Source organism: Streptomyces sp. M41(2017), from assembly GCF_002078175.1.
Classification (GTDB): Bacteria; Actinomycetota; Actinomycetes; order Streptomycetales; family Streptomycetaceae; genus Streptomyces.
The window spans coordinates 215,746-233,688 of sequence record NZ_MWFK01000003.1; the positions used below are offsets into that span (position 1 = coordinate 215,746).

A 17,943-nucleotide genomic window follows, 5' to 3' on the forward strand; every position below is an offset into this window, starting at 1 on the left:
CGGCGCCGTCAGATGTTCCGTGCCAGTCGCTCGAGCAGTGGCGCGGCCGAGGCGAGCTGCTCCAGTTCCGCCGGGGTGAAGGTGCCGCCGGTCAGTGCCCCGGCGAGGAGTTCCGTCCGGGCGTTGCGCTTGTCCTTCAGCGCCTGCCGCCCGGCGTCCGTCACCGTCAGCACCACGCGTCTGCCGTCGTCGGGGTCGGGGCGGCGCTCGACCAGGCCACGGTCCCGGAGCGCGCCGAGTGTCGCCCCCATGGCCTGCGCGGTGATCTGTGCCTCCCGGGCGAGCGCCGAGGAGGTCGTGGGGCCGGAGCGCTCCAGGTGGGACAGGGCGCTCCGCTCGGGCATGGTGAGTCCGCCGCCGACCGGCACCTGCCGAATCCGTCGCACGAGCAGGCTGAGGCTCGCCAGCAGGACTGAGGCGACCGCGTCGGGATCAGGGTCCAGCTCCTGGTTCATATACTAAGGCTACCTTATCAACCTGCCTTAGTAGATTCGGGGGCCACCAGATCTGCCGCGCGGACCGCACCGAGCGCGATGCCCGCGTACCAGGGCGGAGGGGCCGACTCGGGCGGACTGCGATACTCCCGTCATGAATGCCGACATGCAGCCGGGCCGGACGCGATCGGACGTGGGAGTCCGTGCGCAGACGGGGCCCGGGGGCGGTGGTGTCGGCTGGACGCTGCGTCCCGCCGTCGCGGCGGACGTCGAGGTACTCGCGGAGTTGCGGGCGACGGTGATGCGCGCGGACCTGGAGCGCCTCGGACGCTACGACGGACACCGGGTGCGACAGCGTCTGCGGGACTCCTTCTCCACGGAGCACACGTCGGTCATCACCGTCGGCGGCGACGTCATGGGGTGCGTCACGGTCCGGCCCGCCGAGGGCGCGCAATGGCTGGAGCACTTCTATCTCGCGCCGCGGCATCAGGGCCGAGGGCTCGGATCGGCCGTCCTGCGCACGGTGGTGCGGCGGGCCGAGGCACAGGGCGCGACCCTGCGCCTCAACGTGCTGCAGGGCAGCTCGGCCCGCCGGCTCTACGAGCGGCACGGATTCGTCGTCGACTCCGAGGACCCGATCGACGTCTTCATGGTGCGCTCGCCGGGCGCGGGCACCGCCGGGCGAGTCTGACCGCGCGAGCATCCTCGTCGCGACACCGCCCGCAGGGCCGGTGTCAACAGTTCGCGCTGTGGCGGACGCACGTGGTCGACGGGGTGCGGTGGTCGTCGTCCCACTCGTGGCGCGCAGTCGTCAGCGCTCCTTCTGCCAGGAAGGCAAGCAGCAGGTGTGCGATCACCGTCCAGCGGGCCCGGAGGACTGCCGTCGGTGCCGTCGGCACGAGGCGGGCGACAGGAGCGTTCGCAGCCGCTCCATGCGGGCGAGGCTCGCGGTGTCGATCCGTCCTTGGCCTCCTTGCGCCGCCCACACCTTGAGCCCGAAGGCGAACCTCCGTGGAGTCCGGGCGGTCAGACGGATGCCGCGGTCGGAACGACGGGCCCCTCGACGTACGGAAGGTGCACGGCGAAGACCGATCCACTGCCGGCGGTGCTGGACACGGTGACGGTTCCGCCGTGCGCGGTGACGAGTTGCCGGACGATGGCCAGGCCCAGACCGCTGCCGCCGGTGCGCCGGCTGCGCGACTTCTCGGCCCGCCAGAAGCGGTCGAAGACGTGCGGCAGGTCCTCGGGTTCGATACCGGCCCCGGTGTCCGACACCTCGATGACGATCCGGTCGTCCTGGCGCCGGGCGCGCAGAGTGACCGTGCCGCCCGCCGGTGTGTGGCGGATCGCGTTGGACATCAGGTTGCCGAGGGTCTGCCGCATCCGCACGGGGTCGGCGTTCAGCCACAGTGTGCCGGTCGAGCCGACGGCAAGGCGGATCTGCGCGTCCTCAGCGCGCACGCGGTGGATCGCGGCCACCTGTTCGAGGAGTTCGTCGGCACGTATCTCCTCGGGGTGCAGGCGCAGGGTGCCGGCGTCCGCGGCCGCGAGTTCCTGAAGGTCGTCGATGACACGTTGGAGGATCACCGCCTCGTCGTGCAGGGAGGACAGCAGTTCCGGGTCGGGGTCGACGAGACCGTCACGGGCCACCTCCAGCCAGCCTCGAATGTTGGTGAGCGGGGTGCGCAGTTCGTGGGCGATGTCGCTGACCATCGCCTTGCGCTGCGCCTCCATGCGTTCGCGGCGCTCGGTGAGTTCGTTGAACGCGAGGGCCAGCACGCCGGTCTCGTCGTGCGTGGTGACCGGGACACGGACGTGTTGCTCCGGCGGCTGCTGTGCGGCCGCCGTCAGGGCGCGGAGCGGACGTACGAGGCGGAGGGCGATCAGTGCGGTGGCGGCCACCGTGAGGGCGAGGACGAGTCCGGCGACCCCGGCCACCTTGACCTTGTTGGCGGTGGACATGTTGAAGCGCGGGGTGGCGCTGTCACCGGTACCGAGGAAGAGTTCCACGGCCGGGGCCACATAGGGGTCGAGCTGCTGCCGGCGCGCGACCTCGACGCAGGCCTTTACCGTGCGGCCTCGGGCTCCCTGCTCGTCGAGGGGCTTCTTGTCCATGAAGGAGGGCTCCGCGGCGGAACCGGTCGTGGCATCGACGGTCAGGGCCACGGGATGGCCGAGGTGCACGTCGTGCCGGTCCAGGCAGGACCGGGTCAGCGCCGAGAGAGCGTCCAAGGCCTTCTGCTCGGTCGGGGTGGGGGTGTTGAGTTTCCCGTCGGCGCACTCGTCGGGGACGTAACCGGGATCGGCCCGCGGAGCGAGGTTCGTGAGGTGCGACCTGCCGCTCGGCAGCCGTTCCATCCGGGTGCGAACACCGTTGCGGGCGAAGCACCGCTGGCGAACCGCGGCGAGTTTCGCGACCTTGAGGCGTTCGGTCGCGGGCAGCCGGTACGGTCCCACGGCGCGCGGATCGATGCCGCTGAGCTGCGCCCCGGGCTCGGTGTCGGTGTCGGTGCGCAGCGGATCGACCGTCGCCGCGGCTTTCAGCGGCAGGGCGGACGTGTGGTCCGCGGAGTCGGCGATCGGGACGCGGCCGGTCGTGGTCAGGGCGATGCGACGGCCCGTCCGGTGGGAGACGGAGCGCAGGGTTCCGGCGACATCCGTCCAGTCCGGATGGGTGGCCGCGTATCCGCTGAGCTGCCGGAGGATGTCCATGTCGTCCGCCAGTACCTGGCCCTGTTCCTCCTGGATGGCCCGGGTCGTGGTCTGCACCGCGAGCCAGGCCGTCGCCGCCACCGAGCACGCCGCGATGAGCACCGAGGTGATCAGCAGGCGTACGAGCAGGCTTCTGCGCAGGGGCAGTGCGCGGCTCACGCGCGGCCTCCGCTGAGCTTGTACCCGACCCCGAACACGGTGAGCAGGCGTGCCGGCCTGCGCGGGTCCGTCTCGATCTTCCTGCGCAGGTTCATGATGTGGACGTCGATGGCGCGTTCGGTCGAGGCCCGGTCGATGCCGCGGGTGTGATGCAGCAACTGGCGTCGTGAGAAGACCCGTTCGGGTTCGCTCACCATCGCGAGGAGGATCTCGTACTCGCCCGGGGTGCAGACCACCGCTGTGCCGTCGCACAGGACGGTGTGCCGCACCGGGTCCACTGTGATGCCCGCGGCGCGTACGCACGGGTCACTGTGCTGGTCGGCCGCGAGCCGGCCACCGCGGCGCAGGACCGTACGGATCCGGGCCATCAGCTCGCGCGGGCTGTACGGCTTGGTCATGTAGTCGTCGGCGCCGATGTCGAGGCCGAGCAGTACGTCGTCCTCGGTGGAGCGGGCGGTCAGCATCAGGACGGGGATGTCGCCGTCTCCGCGCAGTGCTCTGCACACCTCGAAGCCGTCGATCACCGGGAGCATCAGGTCGAGGACGACGAGGTCGGGGCGCCGTCGCCGCGCTTCCGCGAGGGCGGCTCCACCGTCGTGAACGACAGTGGCGGTGTGTCCCTCCCCCAGCAGCGAGCGGCGTATCAGTTCCGCCTGCTTCTCGTCGTCCTCGGCGACCAGCACATGTGCGCACACGGCGCCGATGCTATGCGCATCCGGCCGGGTGCCGGCCGGTGAGAGGGGCTTCCCACACGCTGACACGTTCCTCACAACCCTCTGCGTGGCCGCGCCCGAACCCCTCCCCGCTCTTCCTCGTCGGCGTCAGCGGGCGAGCGAGGCGGCGTCCCCCATCACCACGACCGGGTGCCGGCCCGGATCCAGCGCGCGCATCAGGTGCTTCAGGTCGTCCTCACGGAGGCTGACGCAGCCATGGGTCGGACCGCCGTGGTCGACGTGCAGCCATATGCCGCCGCCCCGGTCCGCGCCCATCGGACGCGTCCAGTCCAGGGGTGAAGTGCCGGACTTCCGGTTGTAGTTGATGGCGACCACGTAGTCGAAGGAGCCCGACAGCGACTCGCCCTCGAATCCGGTGCCGGGTGAGACGAAGCCCTGTGAGCGGTCGTACGGGAGCCGGGTTCCGGGGTCCGGCCGCAGGCCCCCGGCGTCCGTCAGCGTGAACACGCCGATGGGGGAACGGAGATCACCGCCGCGATGGTGGTCGCTCCAGCCCTTGAGGGCGTTGTGCGCGGGCAGACTCGGGCCGGCCTGCCAGCCCGCCTCGGTGTGCTCGTACAGCACCACGGTGGACTGCGGAGAGTCCTTGCCCCGGCCCGTCACCACGACGGCCTGGCGGCTCCGCGCGGGAACCGCGGCCCGGGTTCTGGGCCCCAGTCCCGGCAGTTCCCGCGGTGGCGCGTCCGGTGAGGCGGCGGACGCCGGATCCAGGGTCACGGCATCCTGGTGCGGGGAGGGCCCGCCGGTGGCCAGCCGGTCGGTCGGGGTACCGGAGCCGCACCCGGCGAGCAGAAACGAAGCGGCGGCGATCGCGAGCGGAACGCGGTGTACGGGGTTGATCATGCTCCGACCATGGCCCAGGCATATGAGGAACTCGTCAGGTCATCCACGATGCGGTGGAGTACCTCGGTGGGAGCGTTTCATCCATGATCCGGGGACTTGTTCATCGGACGGTCGCGGACGGCGCACCGCATGCCGGCGCGGGTCGGGGCGGGCAGTCGGCCTCCCGGGCTCGATCCGGTCGGCACGAGGGCGACGGGGAACGTGGGCCTCGCCCGGCCGCACCGGCAGCGACGCGGACCGGGGAACGCGGGATCCCCGCCATCACCGATCCTGTTCTGTACGGGGCTGGTTCGGCAGCGGGCCATGGGTGCCGGGACGGTCACATGCGTGCCTCGTACACTTTCACTCTGGGCGGGGCGACCGGTCGGCGCCGGCGTGCCGGCCGACGTCACGCCGGCTCTTCCTCCGGGAAGGCCATGACGCGTAGGGAGAGACAGCCGTTGTCCGTGTCCACCGGTCCCCGAGGCAGCTACTTCGAAGCCATCGACGACCACCGCTACAAACCGACCCCGCACGCGGGCGGCGCCTGGGACCCCGACGAGCAGCACTTCAGTCCGCTGGGCGGACTGATCGTCCACGCCCTCGACCGCCACCACGCGGCGGGCCCGGACCGTGGGCTGGCCCTCGCGCGGGTGAGTTACGACATCCTCGGCCGCCTCGCCCTCGACGAGTGCACGATCGAGGTGGAGACCGTCCGGCCCGGCCGCACGATCGAGCTTCTGGAGGCGGTCGTACGCATCGCGGACCGGCCGGTCGTCCGAGCCCGCGCCTGGTTCCTGGCCACCGCCGACACCTCGGCGGTGGCAGGGGGCGCCGGAGATCCCCTCCCCCACCCCGATGCGCTCGCCGCGTGGCCGATGTCCGAGGTCTGGCCGGGCGGCTACATCGCCTCCTTGGACGTCCGTCCCCTGACACCCCCTCGGCCGGGCCGCACAACTGCCTGGGTGTCGAGCCCACTTGATCTGGTCGCGGACACCCCCGTCAGCCCGCTCGCCTCGTACCTCGCTCTCGTCGACACGGCAAATGGCATCGCCGTCCGCCAGTCGCCCACCGAGTGGATGTTCCCCAACGTCGACCTGACCGTCCACCTGCACCGCCGGCCGCACGGTTCGTGGACAGGGCTGGACACCACGGTGACTTTCGGCCCCATGGGACAGGGCCTCACCAGCACGGTGCTTCACGATGTCGACGGCCCGGTCGGTCGCGCCGAGCAGATCCTCACCGTTCGGCCTGTGCCGTAGGTGTGGGGCCGTGGCGCTGTGGGGCACCCTGGACCCGGCACGACCGAAGGGGTCGTCACCCCGGAGGCCTCGGCGTCGGCATCGGCAATCCCTGCGCACCGGCTCGCGAGCCCGACGCCGTGGCACCCGCGGTCGCGGGCGGACGGCCCGCCCTTTCAAGATCACAAGATGGACACACCCGTCGCGCTCGGGCTGCGCGCACAGCATGATTCCCTGTCAGCACCAGCACTTCCCAGGGGGACCATGCCTGTCCGCAGAGCCGCCGCAGCCCTGCTCATCGCCACCTCGGCCACCGCTTGCGGCTTCGCCGGCGGCGGAGCGGGTGCCGGGACACCGGCCACCGCAGCACAGTCCGACGCCGGGCCGAGTTCCCGTCCCGCCGCCAGGGCGCTCCCCTTCGGTACGGGATCCCGCTGGAGCGACACGGACACCGACGGCAGTCACATCGGCGGCACGACCACTGTCATGGGGTACCGGCAGCCGGCCGAGAGCGTCTCCCTGCCCGACGAGGCGTCGGGCATCCCCGACGCGGACTGGGCGGTCCTCGATGTCAGGTTCTGCGCCGCCACGGACAGCACCAACGTGATCGTCGCCCAGGCCCCCTGGAGCCTCCGCTACGCCGACGGCACCCGGCTCGCCGCACCCAGGATCAGCTCCAGAGGAGTCGCCGAACCTCTGTACTCCGTCGCCGGGACCGCGGTGAGACCAGGCACCTGTTACCGGGGAAAGATCACCTTCTCCGTCAAGCACGGGAGCAGACCGACAGGCGTCGTCTACGACGTCGACTCACGCGACCCCGTCGAATGGACCGTCCCGAAGGCGTAGACCGGCAGACGGAGCCCGTGGCTTCCTCGCAGGCCGTGAACTCCGGTTTCCCGAGCCGGCGCGGGCTATGACCCCGAGGCGCGCTCCAGGGGTCGCGGCCACGCCGGTTCGGCCTTCGGGCGATCGGGCGGCCCTCCCGCTCACGCCACAGCCCCCTTCGGACAGTGGCGACGCAGATTGGCGGCGAGGATCCGGTCCAGGGTGCGGTCGGAGAGGAGTCGGCCCAGACCCATGATCAGGGCGGCGTCCCGGCCCGCGGTGTAGCGGGGGCGTGGCCTGCGGGTCGTCACGGCCTTGACGACGACCCGCGCGGCGGCGTCCGCGGTCAGGCCCGATGCCGTACCCGTGGCCATCAACCGGTTGTTCGCCCGGACCAGATCGCCGTAGCGCCGGTCCTGCTCGGGTGTCATCCGGGCGGCCAGATCGTTCGCCGCCGCGATGCCGCGGGCCGCGATCTCCGTACGGACGCCGCCGGGCTCGACCACCACGACCTGAACGCCCAGCGGGGCGACCTCCCGGCGGAGCGAGTCGCTCACCGCCTCCAGGGCGAACTTCGCCCCGGCGTACGCGCCGTACGTGGCCATGGCGTACTTGCCGCCGATCGAACTGATGTTGATCACGCGGCCCTTGGTCCGCAGCAGTTCCGGCAGGAGTGCCTGCGTGACCGCGATGTGGCCGAACAGGTTGACCTCGAACACCCGCCGCCACTCGGCCATGGGCAGGGCTTCGACCGGAGCGTTCACCTGGACACCGGCGTTGTTCACGAGTGCGTGCAGCGTGCGGGATTCGGCGGCGACCCGGGCGGCCAGCGCCTCCACGTGTTCGGGCTCGGTGATGTCGAGGATCACGGGCTCGACGCCGGTTGCCCGGATGGTGTCGGCGTCGCGGTCGCGTCGCACGCCGGCCAGGACGTGGAAGCCCCTGCGGGCCAGTTCGCGGGCGGTGGACGCGCCCATGCCCGTGGAGGCTCCGGTCACGACGACCAGCTTCTGCATTTCAGATGACGTTGTCACCTCAGCAACGCTACCGGTTCGGATGACACTGTCAACCGTATGATGGTCGTCATGGTCACTCGCGCGGAATCCGCCGCCGTCACCCGTCGCGCCCTGCTCGACGCGGCCTCCGATCTCCTCGACCTCGGCGGCCCCGAAGCCGTCACGCTGCGCGAGGTGGGCGCGCGAGCCGGTGTCTCACGAGGAGCGCCGTACCGGCATTTCACGGGCAAGGACAGCCTGCTCACCGCGATCGCCACCGAGAGTTGGGAGCGCGTCGCCGACGACGTCCACAGCCTGCGGACCGATGCCGGCCTGTCGGCATCCGACCGACTGCGCGGCGCGCTCGGCACCCTCCTCGCCATCGGCCGGGACCGGCCCCACCTGTACGACCTGCTGTTCAGACGGCCCGGGCGTCGCCCCGAGGACCTCGACGCGGGAATGGGCCCCGTCCGGCGCCAGCTGTGCGGCCCGGCGGGCGACCCGGTGACCGAGCGGATGCGGGCGGCCGGACGCTTTCAGGGCGAGTTCACGGCCATCGTCGCGGACCTCGTGGGAGAACGGAGCGCCCGCCACTACGGCGCCCTGCTGCTCGCCGGTGCGCACGGCATCGCGGACATGGAGCTCAGCGGCCACCTCGACCCGGGCAGTCTGGGCACCACCGCGGACGAACTCGTCGACACCCTCGTACGCATGGTCGCGAAGGCCCGCGCGGCGACGTAGCGGCGCCGGCGTCGCGTCAAGACGTAGCGGCGCTCGCACCGCAACGCGCGGATGAGAGACCTTCGCCGCCCCGTCAGCGATGAGGCCGCCCCTGCTCGGGGTCGTCGTCGGGAGTGCTCCAGTCGGCTCCGCTGCGTCGGGGGTCTTCCATCTGCCGACGCGCCTCCGCCACCTGAGGACCCGGGGGCGTAGGGGCGGACGCCCGGCGTTCGGCGGTACGCCGACTACCGAGCACGAAGGCCGCGAGCAGGATCGCGACGACGAAGACGCCCGCCACCGTCACCCACAGGACTCCGGCTGACGAGAAGGCCAGTACCGTCTGCGTTTCGGCAATCATGACCGCCGAGTGCCCCATATACGGACGAACTACCCTCCCGGTCGATTACCGGACATCGATCTCGCGCGGACCGGCCTCGGCCTGCGCCCCGACGAGCCTCACGCGACGCGATCGTGCCACCGGCATGGCCGTCGTGGCCGCACGCCCTGCGGCAGCAGAACGGATGCGGGCGCCCGCCGCCACCCGCGGCCGTCCATGCGCCGCCGGACCAGGACCCTCGACCTCACGCTCCGTCGTTCAGGAGCGCGTACATGAACATGTCCCTGCGCTCGTCCCCCACTTGCTGCCATTTCCGCAGCAGTCCCTCGCGTTGGAACCCCGCACGTTCCGCGGTGCGGACGGATGCCGTGTTCTCGGGTTCTATCCACAGTTCGAGCCGGGGGATACGCAGGGTGCGCAATGCCCAGTGTGCGACCGCGTCCACGGCGGCCACCGCCGCGCCACGACCCCGTGCCGACCTGGCGACCCAGTAGCCCATGGACGCGCGCCCCTGCACCAGATCCTTCAGCCACAGACCGACCTGGCCGACCGGCCGGCCGTCGGAGGCCACGACGACGAACGTGTAGCCCGCCCCCGCGCTCGCCCGGCTCCACTGTCGTTCGATGAAGGCGACACCGGCCGCGTCGCTGTAAGGCGACGGCACTGTCGTGATCAACGGGATGTAGTCGTCCTCGGATGCTTCGAGGACGAGCGGGAGATCCGAAAGGCGCCACGGGCGGAGGGTGAATCCGTCGCGGGCGACGAGTTCGGGCACGTCAAGGGGCTGTTCCATCCGCCCATCCTGCCGTGCCGCCCGCTCGGCCCGCGCCACGGGTGCGCGTCCGACCGGTCGACAAGCGCGTACGGCGTGTGACGTCGGATATACAAGATCGGCGATAGCACCTCAATGAAGAATGAACGGGAGGAAACGATGGCACTCACGCGTCGTGGTTCGCTCGCCGCCCTGACCGGACTCGCGGTCGTCCCCCTGGTGGGCGTCGCACCACGCTCCCTGGCCGTGCCGACGCGAACGGCGCCGTCCTTCGCCCGCCTGGAGAGGGAGTTCGACGCCCGGCTGGGCGTCCATGCCCTGGACACCGGCACGGGCAAGGCCGTCGCGTACCGGCCGGACGAGCGGTTCGCCTTCGCCTCCACCTACAAGGCCCTGGCCGCCGGGGCGGTCCTGAGGAGGAACACGCCGGCCGGGCTGGAGCGCGTCGTCCCCTACACGCGGGCCGAGCTCGTCGCCCACTCCCCGGTCACCGAACGGCACGTGGAGTCCGGCATGTCGCTGCGCGCGTTGTGCGATGCCGCGATCCGGTACAGCGACAACACCGCCGGGAACCTCCTGTTCGACGAACTCGGCGGCCCGAAGGGTCTCCAGGCCGAACTGGCCGGCCTGGGCGACACCACCACCCGGGCCGACCGGTACGAACCCGCCCTCAATGAAGCCACGCCGGGCGACCCGCGCGACACCAGCACACCCCGCGCCCTGACCTCCGCCCTGTACGCGTACACCCTCGGCGGCGTCCTGGACAGCGAGAAGCGCGCGCTGCTCCTCGACTGGCTGGGGCGCAACACCACCGGCGGCGCGCTGATCCGCTCCGGCGTCCCCGCCCACTGGAAGGTCGGCGACAAGACGGGCAACGCGAGCTACGGCACCCGCAACGACATCGCCGTGGTGAGTCCCCCCGGCGCCGCCCCGATCCTCCTCGCGGTGCTCTCCAGCCGTGCCGCCCGGGACGCGGCCTCCGACGACCGGCTCATCGCCCGAGCCACCGAAGTCGTCGTCGCCGCACTGCGGGCGTGAGCCGGGCAGACGGTGCGGCCCGGCCCTTCAGTCGAGGGCGGGCGTACGGAGGTAGGCGTACTGCCGTGAACCGAGGCAGCCCCGCGAGGTCTTGGCGGGGCCGCTGCCCGTGCCGTAGTGGATGACGGTGGCGCCTGTTCGCGCCGCGGCCTCGACCAGGTGGTAGTAGAGCAGTTCGAAGTAGAGCGGCAGCCCGCGTTGGGCCGCGTAGTCGAAACCGGCGCGGTGCGCGAACCAGCGGTCGTGGTGGACCACGATCAGCGCGAAGCCGATGATCTCGCCGTCGAGGCGGGCGGTGGCCGCCAGCGCGTCGGGGCCGCAGGCACGGAGCGCGCGCTCCAGGATGGCCGCGGAGCGCGCGGCGGTCCAGGCGCTCATCCCGTATTTGCCGAGGAGGGTGGTCTCCAGCTCCGCAAAGCGGGGAATGTCGGCGGCGTCGAGCGGCGCCGTGGTGATCTGGACACCGGCATCGCGCACAGCCCGGCGTTCGGCGCCGATCCGGCGACGGCGGTGAGCGGAGAATCCTGCGGCGTACTCCGCGAAACCGCCCGACGGCACCGGCAGCCAGTGATAGTCCTCGGAGTGGAAGGAACGGTAGCCGCGCCGGGCCAGCAGCGTCCGCAGCGCGGTGTCGTGCTCGTCGACGTGAAGGAAGGCCACGCTGCGCAGGCCCTCCTCGTCCGCGAGCCGCTCTGCGGCGCCCAACAGCCGTTCGGCGGTGCCGTCGTGGCCGTCGCGGTTCAGGAGCGTGGTGCGGCCGAGATGCCGGCCTCCGCAGACGAGGCCGGGCAGCAGGGCGGCGGCGAGGTCGTCGGGCAGGCCGCCCGCCAGCTCCCCCGCGCCGTGGCGTCCTTCCTCCGCGCAGAACCGCAGCACGGTGTCCGGGCGGCCGGCGAGCCACGGGGCGTTCGTGTCGGCGACCGCGGTGGCGAGCGCCCCGGCCAGGCCCTCGCCGTCGGTGAGGGTGAGGTAGCGCATGGCCGCGCCGGAGGTGTCCTCCGCCACGTCGAGCCAACGGGCCGCCAAGTAGGCGGCGTCGGGGCCGGCAAGTCGGTCCCAGGCCGCGCGGGGAAGGTGCGCGGCCCGGCGGACGACCCCGAGTGCCGGAGGGCGAGGGGATGCGCCGCCGGAGGCGGGCCCTTCGTCCAGCGGGCGCGGTAACGGCGGTCTGAGGCGGGCGCATTCGGTCGCCCGGATGTCCACGTCCGGAATCTGCACGGTCTTCTCCTGATCGGCTTCACGGCGGCCGGTGTCGGTGCCGTCCTGTGCGGGTCCAGCGGCCGGGCGGGCCTCCCGGAGCCGTCGGAGGTCCCGTCGGCCGATGCTTCTGACGGAGTCTTCTTGCGCTGCTGGATGGCGCCCTGTCGTCGGCCCCTCCCGCGGCGGCATGCCGCAGACCCGTGCGGGCGCACCGTCCTGCCGGTCCGGGACGCTCCCCAGGAGGTACGGGAACGGGGGTACGGACGGGAGCGGGGCGCAGTACAGGGGTGGACGGGGGTGTCACGTGCGGCGGGGCGCCGGGGGAACGCCGCACCGGCACACGGCGGGAGAGCCGGGATCAGGGGTGCGGAGGGGTACGAACCGCGGCGAGGTGGTCGTGCCGTCACCCGCGGAGCGGCGGCGAGGACAACGTAGGTGAGTGCCCCCTGCGACGCAAGCGCCCGTATGCCACCGAAGGGACGTCTCCGCCATTGTCGCGGCTCGTCAGCGGAAATCGGCGGAAAACCGATGCAGCAGGTGACCTGCCGCTCCACGCGGAGATTCACGAGATGGGCGCCAACTCTCCTCCGTTTCCTGCCATTTCACGTCTCTCCGCCCGCTCTCCGCCGCCTCTCCCCCGCTTGCGGCGCCTCCGTACCGCCTCTAGCGTCGTCGCGCTCCCCGGCGGGACCCGGGCGGCCCGCTCCGCACTCCGGAGAGCGGCGTGCACGGGCCCCGCCGTCGCTGTGCGCCGTACCGCGGTCCCGTGACGGCACGGGACCACGCCCTCCGGAAAGGCCTGGTGATGGTCGGACCACCCCGTTCCACCGCCGGCGCGGGCGAGGTGGGCGCCCTGCGCCTGCTGCTGACAGCCCAGGCGCTGAGTCAACTCGGCTTCCGACTGCTGGGGTTGGCGATGCCGATCCTCGCCACCACCACCCTGCACGCCTCCGCCTTCGAGGTGAGCGCCGTCGCGGCCTGTCAGACGGCGGCGTTCCTCGTCGTCGGGCTGCCCGCCGGCGTGTGGGTGGACCGGATGCGCAAGCGAACGGTGATGGTCGCCTGCGACCTCGGCCGCGCCGTCGCCCTGGGCAGCATTCCGGTGGCGTGGACCCTGGGCACCCTCGACGTGCTCCACCTGTGCGCGGTCTCCCTCGTCACCGGCGTCCTCACCGTCTTCTTCGACGTCGCCGAGCAGAGCTACCTGCCGCACGTGGTCGGCGGCGAACGACTCGTCACCGCCAACGCCCGGCTCACCGGTGTGGAGGAGGTGGCGGGTGTGGTCGGCCCCAGCGCCGGCGGTCTGCTCATCCAGGTGGTGAGCGCACCGCTCGCCATCGTCGCGACGGCATTCGGATACCTGTGGTCCGCCGTGTGCGTGGCCCTGATCCGACGCCCGGAACCGCTTCCGCCCCGCAAGGACCGTCCCCAGCTCCTCAGGGGAATCGCCGAAGGCGTGCGGCTGGTGACGCGGGACGCGCTGCTGCGACCCATCGTCCTGTGCTCCACGACGTTGACCTTGTTCTGGAGCATGTCCTACGCGATGCTCCTGGTCCTGCTCGCCCGCGACCTCGCCGTACCCGCCACCACGGTGGGTCTGCTCCTCACCGTGGGAAGCCTCGGAGGTGTCCTCGCGACGCTCGTGGTGCGCCGGCTCATCGTCGCGGTGGGGGACGCGACGGCGGTGAAGTACAGCGTGGCGTGCGGCGCCCCGCTCACCCTGCTCGCGGCCCTCGTCCAGCCCGGGTGGCGACTCGGGCTGGTCAGTGTCTCGCTGTTCGGGCTGGGGGCGGCGCTCGTGGTCTACAACGTGGCCCAGGTCAGCTTCCGCCAGCGGGCCGTACCGCCCGACCGACTGGGCCGGGTCAACGCCACCGTGCGGTTCTTCGCCTGGGGGGCCCGCCCCGTCGGCAGCCTGTGCGGCGGTGTGCTGGCCGAGGTGTTCGGTGCGCGCGGTGCCGTGCTCACCGGGGCGGTCGGCACCTCGCTCGCCTTCCTCTGGCTCTTCCTCTCACCGCTGCGCCGACTGCGGACCCTGCCGACCGGCACGCCCGCCGGCGAACCCCTCGCGGCCACCTGACCGGGGCCGGCCGCCGCACCGCACGACCGTGGCCGATCAGTACCGCTCGGCCCACTCACCCGTCCGCCCGACGAACGGAACCCCTGCCGTGACCGACGCCCTCTCCTCCAACGACGCGCCCGACGCCCCCGCGATCGTGTGGATCACCAACCCGGACAACTACGACCCGCGCCGCCACCTCCTGCTGCAGAAGGAGGGCTCCGACCGCGTGAACCTCTTCGAGGCCAACGGTCTGCCGGTCCGCGTGGTGCACTCCGGAGACCTCGTACCGGCCTGGTCCGGCGGCGCTCCGCGCCTCTACCTGGACGAGGAGGATCTGCTCGGCGGCGGTCACGCCTTCCTGCTGTCGGACTGGACCTGGGACGCGGGCATCGGACGCCACGTCCAGGCCATCACGCGCACCATCAGGGCGGCGGGACGCGTCCTCCTCAACGACGGCATCCGCGACGCCGAGTCCCTGGGATCGGACAAGCTCGCCATGTGCCACACGGCGGCGGCCCTCGGCATCCCGGTCCCGCCCACGGTCGCGGTCCCCTTCGGACGGTACGCACGGCGGGTCCTGCCGGTGGTCGGACGGGAGTTGGGAACCGGACCGTACGTGGTCAAGCCTCGCGCGATGGCCATGGGGTTCGGGGTGCTGAAGGCCGAGGGGCCGGAGCAGTTGACCGCCGCGGTCGACCTGGTCACCCCCGCGGCGCTGGGCGCGGTGGTGCAGCCTTTCCAGGAGAACGACGGCGACGTACGGGTGTACGTGCACCGGGGGGAGGCGGTCGCCGTGATGCTGCGGCGCCCGAAGGAGGGCTCCTACCTCGCCAACGTGAGTGAGGGCGGGTCCGGCGCGTCCTTCGAGGGTGACGACCGCGTGCGCTCGCTCAGCGAACGGCTGGCCGCGGGCGTGGACGCGGACTACCTGTGCGTGGACTGGCTCCTCACCCGCGAAGGCCCGGTCTTCAACGAGTGGATGACCGTCTCCGCGGCCTACGAGGACCTGCCGGAACCGGACCGCTCCCGAGTGGCGGCGGCGCTGGTCACCTACGTGCGGGACCGGATCGCCTCGGGCTCCTGACGCATACCTTCCGAGCGTCCCTCCGGGGCGGTCCCTTGACGGGCTGCCCCGTCGGACAGGCCCCGGACGACCCCGTGCGACCTGCGCACGGCCGTACGCGGGAGACTGCCACGGCGTCCGGAGCGCCGCCTCACCGGCGCGGTTCGTGCCCTTGCTCGGCGAGGTGGGCGACGAGGACGCCGACGTGGCTGTTCTCCGGTTCCTTCACAGCGGTGACAAGGGTGACGGTCCCGTCGCTCGCCAGGCCGAGGAGGTGCTCGACCGCCGCTGCGTGCTCGGCGTCGTCGAGCTCCGCCTCGTACTGCCCCTGGAACGCGGCGAAGTCCACCTCACCTGCGTGGTAGGCGGCGCGAAGGCCGCTGGACGGCGCGACGTCCTTGAGCCACTCGTCGAGGCTCGCCCTCTCCTTCGAGAGCCCGCGTGGCCACAAGCGGTCCACCAGAATGCGTCGACCGTCGGCCGACTCCGGCGGGTCGTAGACCCGGCGTACGCGGAACCCCGCATCCGACTTCATCTCGTCTCCTCTGCGACGGTGCGTCAGGGGAGGCCCATCGAGACGGACCGATCGCGGTCCACGGGCCCCATGTCCCCACGGGCTAGTCGGATTCCCTGTCAAGGACACGGCGAGCCGCCTCGGCCTCGGCGGCCGCAGGGGACACCTCGTCGAGGGTGTCGAGTTCGTCGTCGCCCGCCAGTTCCTCCTCCCAGGCGGCTGCGAGCCGTTCCTGCTCCTCCCCGGGTCCTGCGGTGACGGCCTCCCTGTCCTCCGGGGTCAGTGCGGCCAGGAAGCGTGCGACCGAGTCGTTCGGCATGCGTGACCTCTCATCGCTGGGTGTGGTGCGGGTACCGGCTCAGCATGGTCAATCGGCCCGGTGGCCGGTGCCCGACACAGCCGCGGCACACTCGGATGGCCCCGGCTGCCGATGCCGCTCGCGATCCCCGCTCCTCCCTCTGGACGGACCGCCCCTCGAAACGTGACTCCGCGTCAGGACGGCGCGAGCACGCAGAAGGCGTGGCCCTCCGGATCGCTCAGACACGTCCACGGGACGTCGCCCTGACCGACGTCGAGGTCGGTGGCACCGAGGGTCCGCAGCCGGGCGACCTCCGCCTCTTTGCCGTCGCCGGGACCCGGCAGCAGGTCGAGGTGGACGCGGTCGTCCCCGGTCTTCGTCTCGGGCGTCCGAATGAACTCGAGATAGGGGCCGACGTCCTGCGCGGAGCGCAGCGACGCCTGATGGTCGTTCACCTCGTGAAGGGTCCAGTCCGTCGCCGCGTCCCAGAACCGGGCCATGGCCCGCGGATCCACGCAGTCGACGACCACCGCGGCGATCGGACCGGTGTCCCGGTAGATGTCGCGAGGCTCCAGGACGCAGAACTCGTTGCCCTCCGGGTCGGCGAGGACCGCCCACGGCACGTCGCCCTGGCCCACGTCGACGGGCGTCGCGCCGAGAGCCTGGAGACGCGCGACCAGCTCCGTCCGATGGGCCGCGGAGGTGGTGGCGAGATCGAGGTGCACCCGGTTCTTCGCCGCCGTCTTGGGCTCCGGGACGGGAACGACGTCGATGCAGACATCGACCGGGTCCGGCCAGACGAAGCCGGCGGGCGCCACGAGCCGGGTCACGCCGGACTCCCCACCGGACATGTGCCGGCCGAGCGCCTCCGCCCAGAACAGGCCGACCGCCGCGACATCAACGGCCTTGATGTTCACCTGGACCGGTCGCAGAGCCATGCCGCCGATCCTATGCACCCCTCCGTGACGACTTCCACGGGTGCCGCCTCCCGACGGGTCAGGGCGAGACGAACGCGGGGCGTCGCCGGAGGACCGGGCCCCCTGCCGTCTCGGGTGGCGGAGACATCGGGCAGGCGTCGAGGGACGCTGAGCGAGCGCCTACACCGCTCAACCGACGGGGACGGTTCAGTAGCCGGCCCGAACGACACGACCTGAGCCGCCGGGAATCACACCCCCGGTCGGCTGCCGGCTGCCGCCCAGGACGGGGGCTCGCCGACCCTCCAGCAGAATGTGAATATGGATTCACATTCACGTCATGAGAGTACGCGGAGAGCTGCGCCCCTTGTCAAACATCCCGCCGGGACAGCCGCCGATACGATGCGGGACATGACCGACGAGCACGACCGCCCGGCGCCCTACCGCGAGCCCCGGCAGGCGCGCAGCGCCGCGACCCTGGCCCGTGTGCTGCAGGCGGCAGAGGACATCGCGTCGTCGGCCGGACTGGACGAGATGACGATCACCGCTGTCGCGGAACGCGCGGGCGTCTCGGTCGGCACGATCTACCGCCGTTTCGAGGACAAGGACCAGCTGGTCGACGCCTTGACGGAACGCATGCTGGACCGGCGCGAAAAGTACGTGGCCGAGCGGCTGTCCAAGGCCGAGCCGTCCCTGTCCGGCGTCATGGACGCCTACGCGCACGCCCTGCTGGAGTCGTTCGCCGACAGCAGCGGTCTCTTCCCCCAACTGCTGCGCGCGCGGGGAACCAAGCCTCCGGACCGCGGCGCCCGCACCATCACGGAGATCCATCGCCTCCTGCTCGAAGCGGCGGCTCCCTACGGGGACGAGATCCGCCGCTCCGACCCCAGGGCGGCGCTCGACACCGCCGCCCGTGCGGTCCTCGGCGCCTGCTTCCACAACTCCGTACGCCCCGACCCGGCGACCGGCGAAGTGGCCCAACGCCGCTACGCGGACGAACTCGGCGACATGGCGATCGCCTACCTCCAGACACCCGACCGCCGGGGCCCCGCCCGCACCTGAGTGGTCGCGCGGAGGGTCTGACGAGCGACCTGCACGGAACC

Annotated in this window: 19 protein-coding genes; 8 read left to right on the top strand and 11 right to left on the bottom strand. The window is 71.9% G+C overall.

The window, feature by feature from the left end; genetic code table 11:
- Nucleotides 1-8: 8 nt before the first annotated feature.
- Nucleotides 9-455 carry a MarR family transcriptional regulator gene (locus B0675_RS37585; RefSeq protein ID WP_081224258.1) on the bottom strand — a complete coding sequence of 149 codons (447 nt, stop codon included), beginning with the start codon at nucleotides 453-455 and terminating at the stop codon, nucleotides 9-11.
- A gap of 133 nt (nucleotides 456-588) precedes the next feature.
- On the opposite strand from B0675_RS37585, the gene B0675_RS37590 reads away from it, so the two are divergent.
- The gene (locus B0675_RS37590; RefSeq protein ID WP_081224259.1) at nucleotides 589-1,125 is read left to right on the top strand and encodes a GNAT family N-acetyltransferase; all 537 of its coding nucleotides are present in this window, start codon (nucleotides 589-591) and stop codon (nucleotides 1,123-1,125) included.
- A gap of 335 nt (nucleotides 1,126-1,460) precedes the next feature.
- On the opposite strand, the gene B0675_RS37595 is transcribed toward B0675_RS37590, so the two are convergent.
- The 3 genes from B0675_RS37595 to B0675_RS37605 all read right to left on the bottom strand — a co-directional run bounded on the left by B0675_RS37595 (nucleotide 1,461) and on the right by B0675_RS37605 (nucleotide 4,882).
- A complete protein-coding gene (locus B0675_RS37595) occupies nucleotides 1,461-3,305 on the bottom strand; it encodes a HAMP domain-containing sensor histidine kinase (protein WP_081224260.1) in 1,845 nt (614 codons plus the stop codon).
- Complete coding sequence (locus B0675_RS37600; RefSeq protein WP_081224261.1) at nucleotides 3,302-4,000, bottom strand: response regulator transcription factor; 699 nt, start codon at nucleotides 3,998-4,000, stop codon at nucleotides 3,302-3,304. The genes B0675_RS37595 and B0675_RS37600 overlap by 4 nt, the downstream gene beginning before the upstream one ends.
- Before the next feature lie 126 nt (nucleotides 4,001-4,126).
- Complete coding sequence (locus tag B0675_RS37605) at nucleotides 4,127-4,882, bottom strand: L,D-transpeptidase family protein (protein WP_081224262.1); 756 nt, start codon at nucleotides 4,880-4,882, stop codon at nucleotides 4,127-4,129.
- Nucleotides 4,883-5,322: 440 nt separating this feature from the next.
- Between B0675_RS37605 and B0675_RS37610 the strand changes: the two genes are divergently transcribed.
- Nucleotides 5,323-6,123, top strand: a complete 801-nt coding sequence (locus B0675_RS37610) for a thioesterase family protein (protein ID WP_241540151.1) — start codon at nucleotides 5,323-5,325, stop codon at nucleotides 6,121-6,123.
- 243 nt (nucleotides 6,124-6,366) lie between these two features.
- Nucleotides 6,367-6,948 (top strand): hypothetical protein, encoded by a 582-nt coding sequence (locus B0675_RS37615; protein ID WP_081224264.1) that lies wholly within the window; start codon nucleotides 6,367-6,369, stop codon nucleotides 6,946-6,948.
- 140 nt (nucleotides 6,949-7,088) lie between these two features.
- Here B0675_RS37615 and B0675_RS37620 read toward each other — a convergent pair whose 3' ends face one another.
- Nucleotides 7,089-7,961, bottom strand: a complete 873-nt coding sequence (locus tag B0675_RS37620) for an SDR family NAD(P)-dependent oxidoreductase (protein ID WP_081224265.1) — start codon at nucleotides 7,959-7,961, stop codon at nucleotides 7,089-7,091.
- A gap of 51 nt (nucleotides 7,962-8,012) precedes the next feature.
- Here B0675_RS37620 and B0675_RS37625 point away from each other — a divergent pair, with 51 nt between their 5' ends.
- Nucleotides 8,013-8,663, top strand: coding sequence for a TetR family transcriptional regulator (locus B0675_RS37625; protein ID WP_179165549.1), 651 nt, complete (start codon nucleotides 8,013-8,015; stop codon nucleotides 8,661-8,663).
- A gap of 73 nt (nucleotides 8,664-8,736) precedes the next feature.
- On the opposite strand, the gene B0675_RS37630 is transcribed toward B0675_RS37625, so the two are convergent.
- Both B0675_RS37630 and B0675_RS37635 read right to left on the bottom strand, forming a co-directional pair.
- Nucleotides 8,737-9,000 (bottom strand): DUF6479 family protein, encoded by a 264-nt coding sequence (locus B0675_RS37630; RefSeq protein WP_143661151.1) that lies wholly within the window; start codon nucleotides 8,998-9,000, stop codon nucleotides 8,737-8,739.
- A gap of 223 nt (nucleotides 9,001-9,223) precedes the next feature.
- Nucleotides 9,224-9,772: a GNAT family N-acetyltransferase gene (locus B0675_RS37635; RefSeq protein WP_081224268.1), complete on the bottom strand. Its 549-nt coding sequence runs from the start codon at nucleotides 9,770-9,772 to the stop codon at nucleotides 9,224-9,226.
- A gap of 138 nt (nucleotides 9,773-9,910) precedes the next feature.
- Between B0675_RS37635 and bla the strand changes: the two genes are divergently transcribed.
- Nucleotides 9,911-10,789 carry a class A beta-lactamase gene (bla, locus tag B0675_RS37640; RefSeq protein ID WP_081224269.1) on the top strand — a complete coding sequence of 293 codons (879 nt, stop codon included), beginning with the start codon at nucleotides 9,911-9,913 and terminating at the stop codon, nucleotides 10,787-10,789.
- Between the two features lie 27 nt (nucleotides 10,790-10,816).
- Here bla and B0675_RS37645 read toward each other — a convergent pair whose 3' ends face one another.
- Nucleotides 10,817-12,007, bottom strand: a complete 1,191-nt coding sequence (locus B0675_RS37645) for a GNAT family N-acetyltransferase (protein WP_081224270.1) — start codon at nucleotides 12,005-12,007, stop codon at nucleotides 10,817-10,819.
- A 748-nt stretch (nucleotides 12,008-12,755) separates the two neighbouring features.
- Between B0675_RS37645 and B0675_RS37650 the strand changes: the two genes are divergently transcribed.
- Nucleotides 12,756-14,069, top strand: coding sequence for an MFS transporter (locus B0675_RS37650; RefSeq protein WP_143661152.1), 1,314 nt, complete (start codon nucleotides 12,756-12,758; stop codon nucleotides 14,067-14,069).
- Between the two features lie 88 nt (nucleotides 14,070-14,157).
- On the top strand, nucleotides 14,158-15,135 hold the full coding sequence (locus B0675_RS37655) for a hypothetical protein (RefSeq protein WP_081224272.1): 978 nt from the start codon (nucleotides 14,158-14,160) through the stop codon (nucleotides 15,133-15,135).
- Nucleotides 15,136-15,265: 130 nt separating this feature from the next.
- Here B0675_RS37655 and B0675_RS37660 read toward each other — a convergent pair whose 3' ends face one another.
- The 3 genes from B0675_RS37660 to B0675_RS37670 all read right to left on the bottom strand — a co-directional run bounded on the left by B0675_RS37660 (nucleotide 15,266) and on the right by B0675_RS37670 (nucleotide 16,864).
- Nucleotides 15,266-15,649 (bottom strand): DUF488 family protein, encoded by a 384-nt coding sequence (locus tag B0675_RS37660; protein ID WP_081224273.1) that lies wholly within the window; start codon nucleotides 15,647-15,649, stop codon nucleotides 15,266-15,268.
- An 82-nt stretch (nucleotides 15,650-15,731) separates the two neighbouring features.
- Nucleotides 15,732-15,947 carry a hypothetical protein gene (locus B0675_RS37665; RefSeq protein ID WP_081224274.1) on the bottom strand — a complete coding sequence of 72 codons (216 nt, stop codon included), beginning with the start codon at nucleotides 15,945-15,947 and terminating at the stop codon, nucleotides 15,732-15,734.
- 173 nt (nucleotides 15,948-16,120) lie between these two features.
- Complete coding sequence (locus B0675_RS37670; RefSeq protein WP_081224275.1) at nucleotides 16,121-16,864, bottom strand: VOC family protein; 744 nt, start codon at nucleotides 16,862-16,864, stop codon at nucleotides 16,121-16,123.
- 387 nt (nucleotides 16,865-17,251) lie between these two features.
- Here B0675_RS37670 and B0675_RS37675 point away from each other — a divergent pair, with 387 nt between their 5' ends.
- On the top strand, nucleotides 17,252-17,902 hold the full coding sequence (locus B0675_RS37675; protein ID WP_241540153.1) for a TetR/AcrR family transcriptional regulator: 651 nt from the start codon (nucleotides 17,252-17,254) through the stop codon (nucleotides 17,900-17,902).
- Nucleotides 17,903-17,943: the final 41 nt, after the last annotated feature.

Excerpts from the sequence above, each read along its gene's own strand:
- B0675_RS37585 (WP_081224258.1), bottom strand. The coding sequence starts at position 455 with ATGAACCAGGAGCTGGACCCTGATCCCGACGCGGTCGCCTCAGTCCTG.
- B0675_RS37590 (WP_081224259.1), top strand. The coding sequence starts at position 589 with ATGAATGCCGACATGCAGCCGGGCCGGACGCGATCGGACGTGGGAGTC.
- B0675_RS37605 (WP_081224262.1), bottom strand. The coding sequence starts at position 4,882 with ATGATCAACCCCGTACACCGCGTTCCGCTCGCGATCGCCGCCGCTTCG.
- B0675_RS37615 (WP_081224264.1), top strand. The coding sequence starts at position 6,367 with ATGCCTGTCCGCAGAGCCGCCGCAGCCCTGCTCATCGCCACCTCGGCC.
- B0675_RS37625 (WP_179165549.1), top strand. The coding sequence starts at position 8,013 with ATGGTCACTCGCGCGGAATCCGCCGCCGTCACCCGTCGCGCCCTGCTC.
- B0675_RS37630 (WP_143661151.1), bottom strand. The coding sequence starts at position 9,000 with ATGATTGCCGAAACGCAGACGGTACTGGCCTTCTCGTCAGCCGGAGTC.
- B0675_RS37635 (WP_081224268.1), bottom strand. The coding sequence starts at position 9,772 with ATGGAACAGCCCCTTGACGTGCCCGAACTCGTCGCCCGCGACGGATTC.
- bla (WP_081224269.1), top strand. The coding sequence starts at position 9,911 with ATGGCACTCACGCGTCGTGGTTCGCTCGCCGCCCTGACCGGACTCGCG.
- B0675_RS37660 (WP_081224273.1), bottom strand. The coding sequence starts at position 15,649 with ATGAAGTCGGATGCGGGGTTCCGCGTACGCCGGGTCTACGACCCGCCG.
- B0675_RS37665 (WP_081224274.1), bottom strand. The coding sequence starts at position 15,947 with ATGCCGAACGACTCGGTCGCACGCTTCCTGGCCGCACTGACCCCGGAG.
- B0675_RS37670 (WP_081224275.1), bottom strand. The coding sequence starts at position 16,864 with ATGGCTCTGCGACCGGTCCAGGTGAACATCAAGGCCGTTGATGTCGCG.
- B0675_RS37675 (WP_241540153.1), top strand. The coding sequence starts at position 17,252 with ATGACCGACGAGCACGACCGCCCGGCGCCCTACCGCGAGCCCCGGCAG.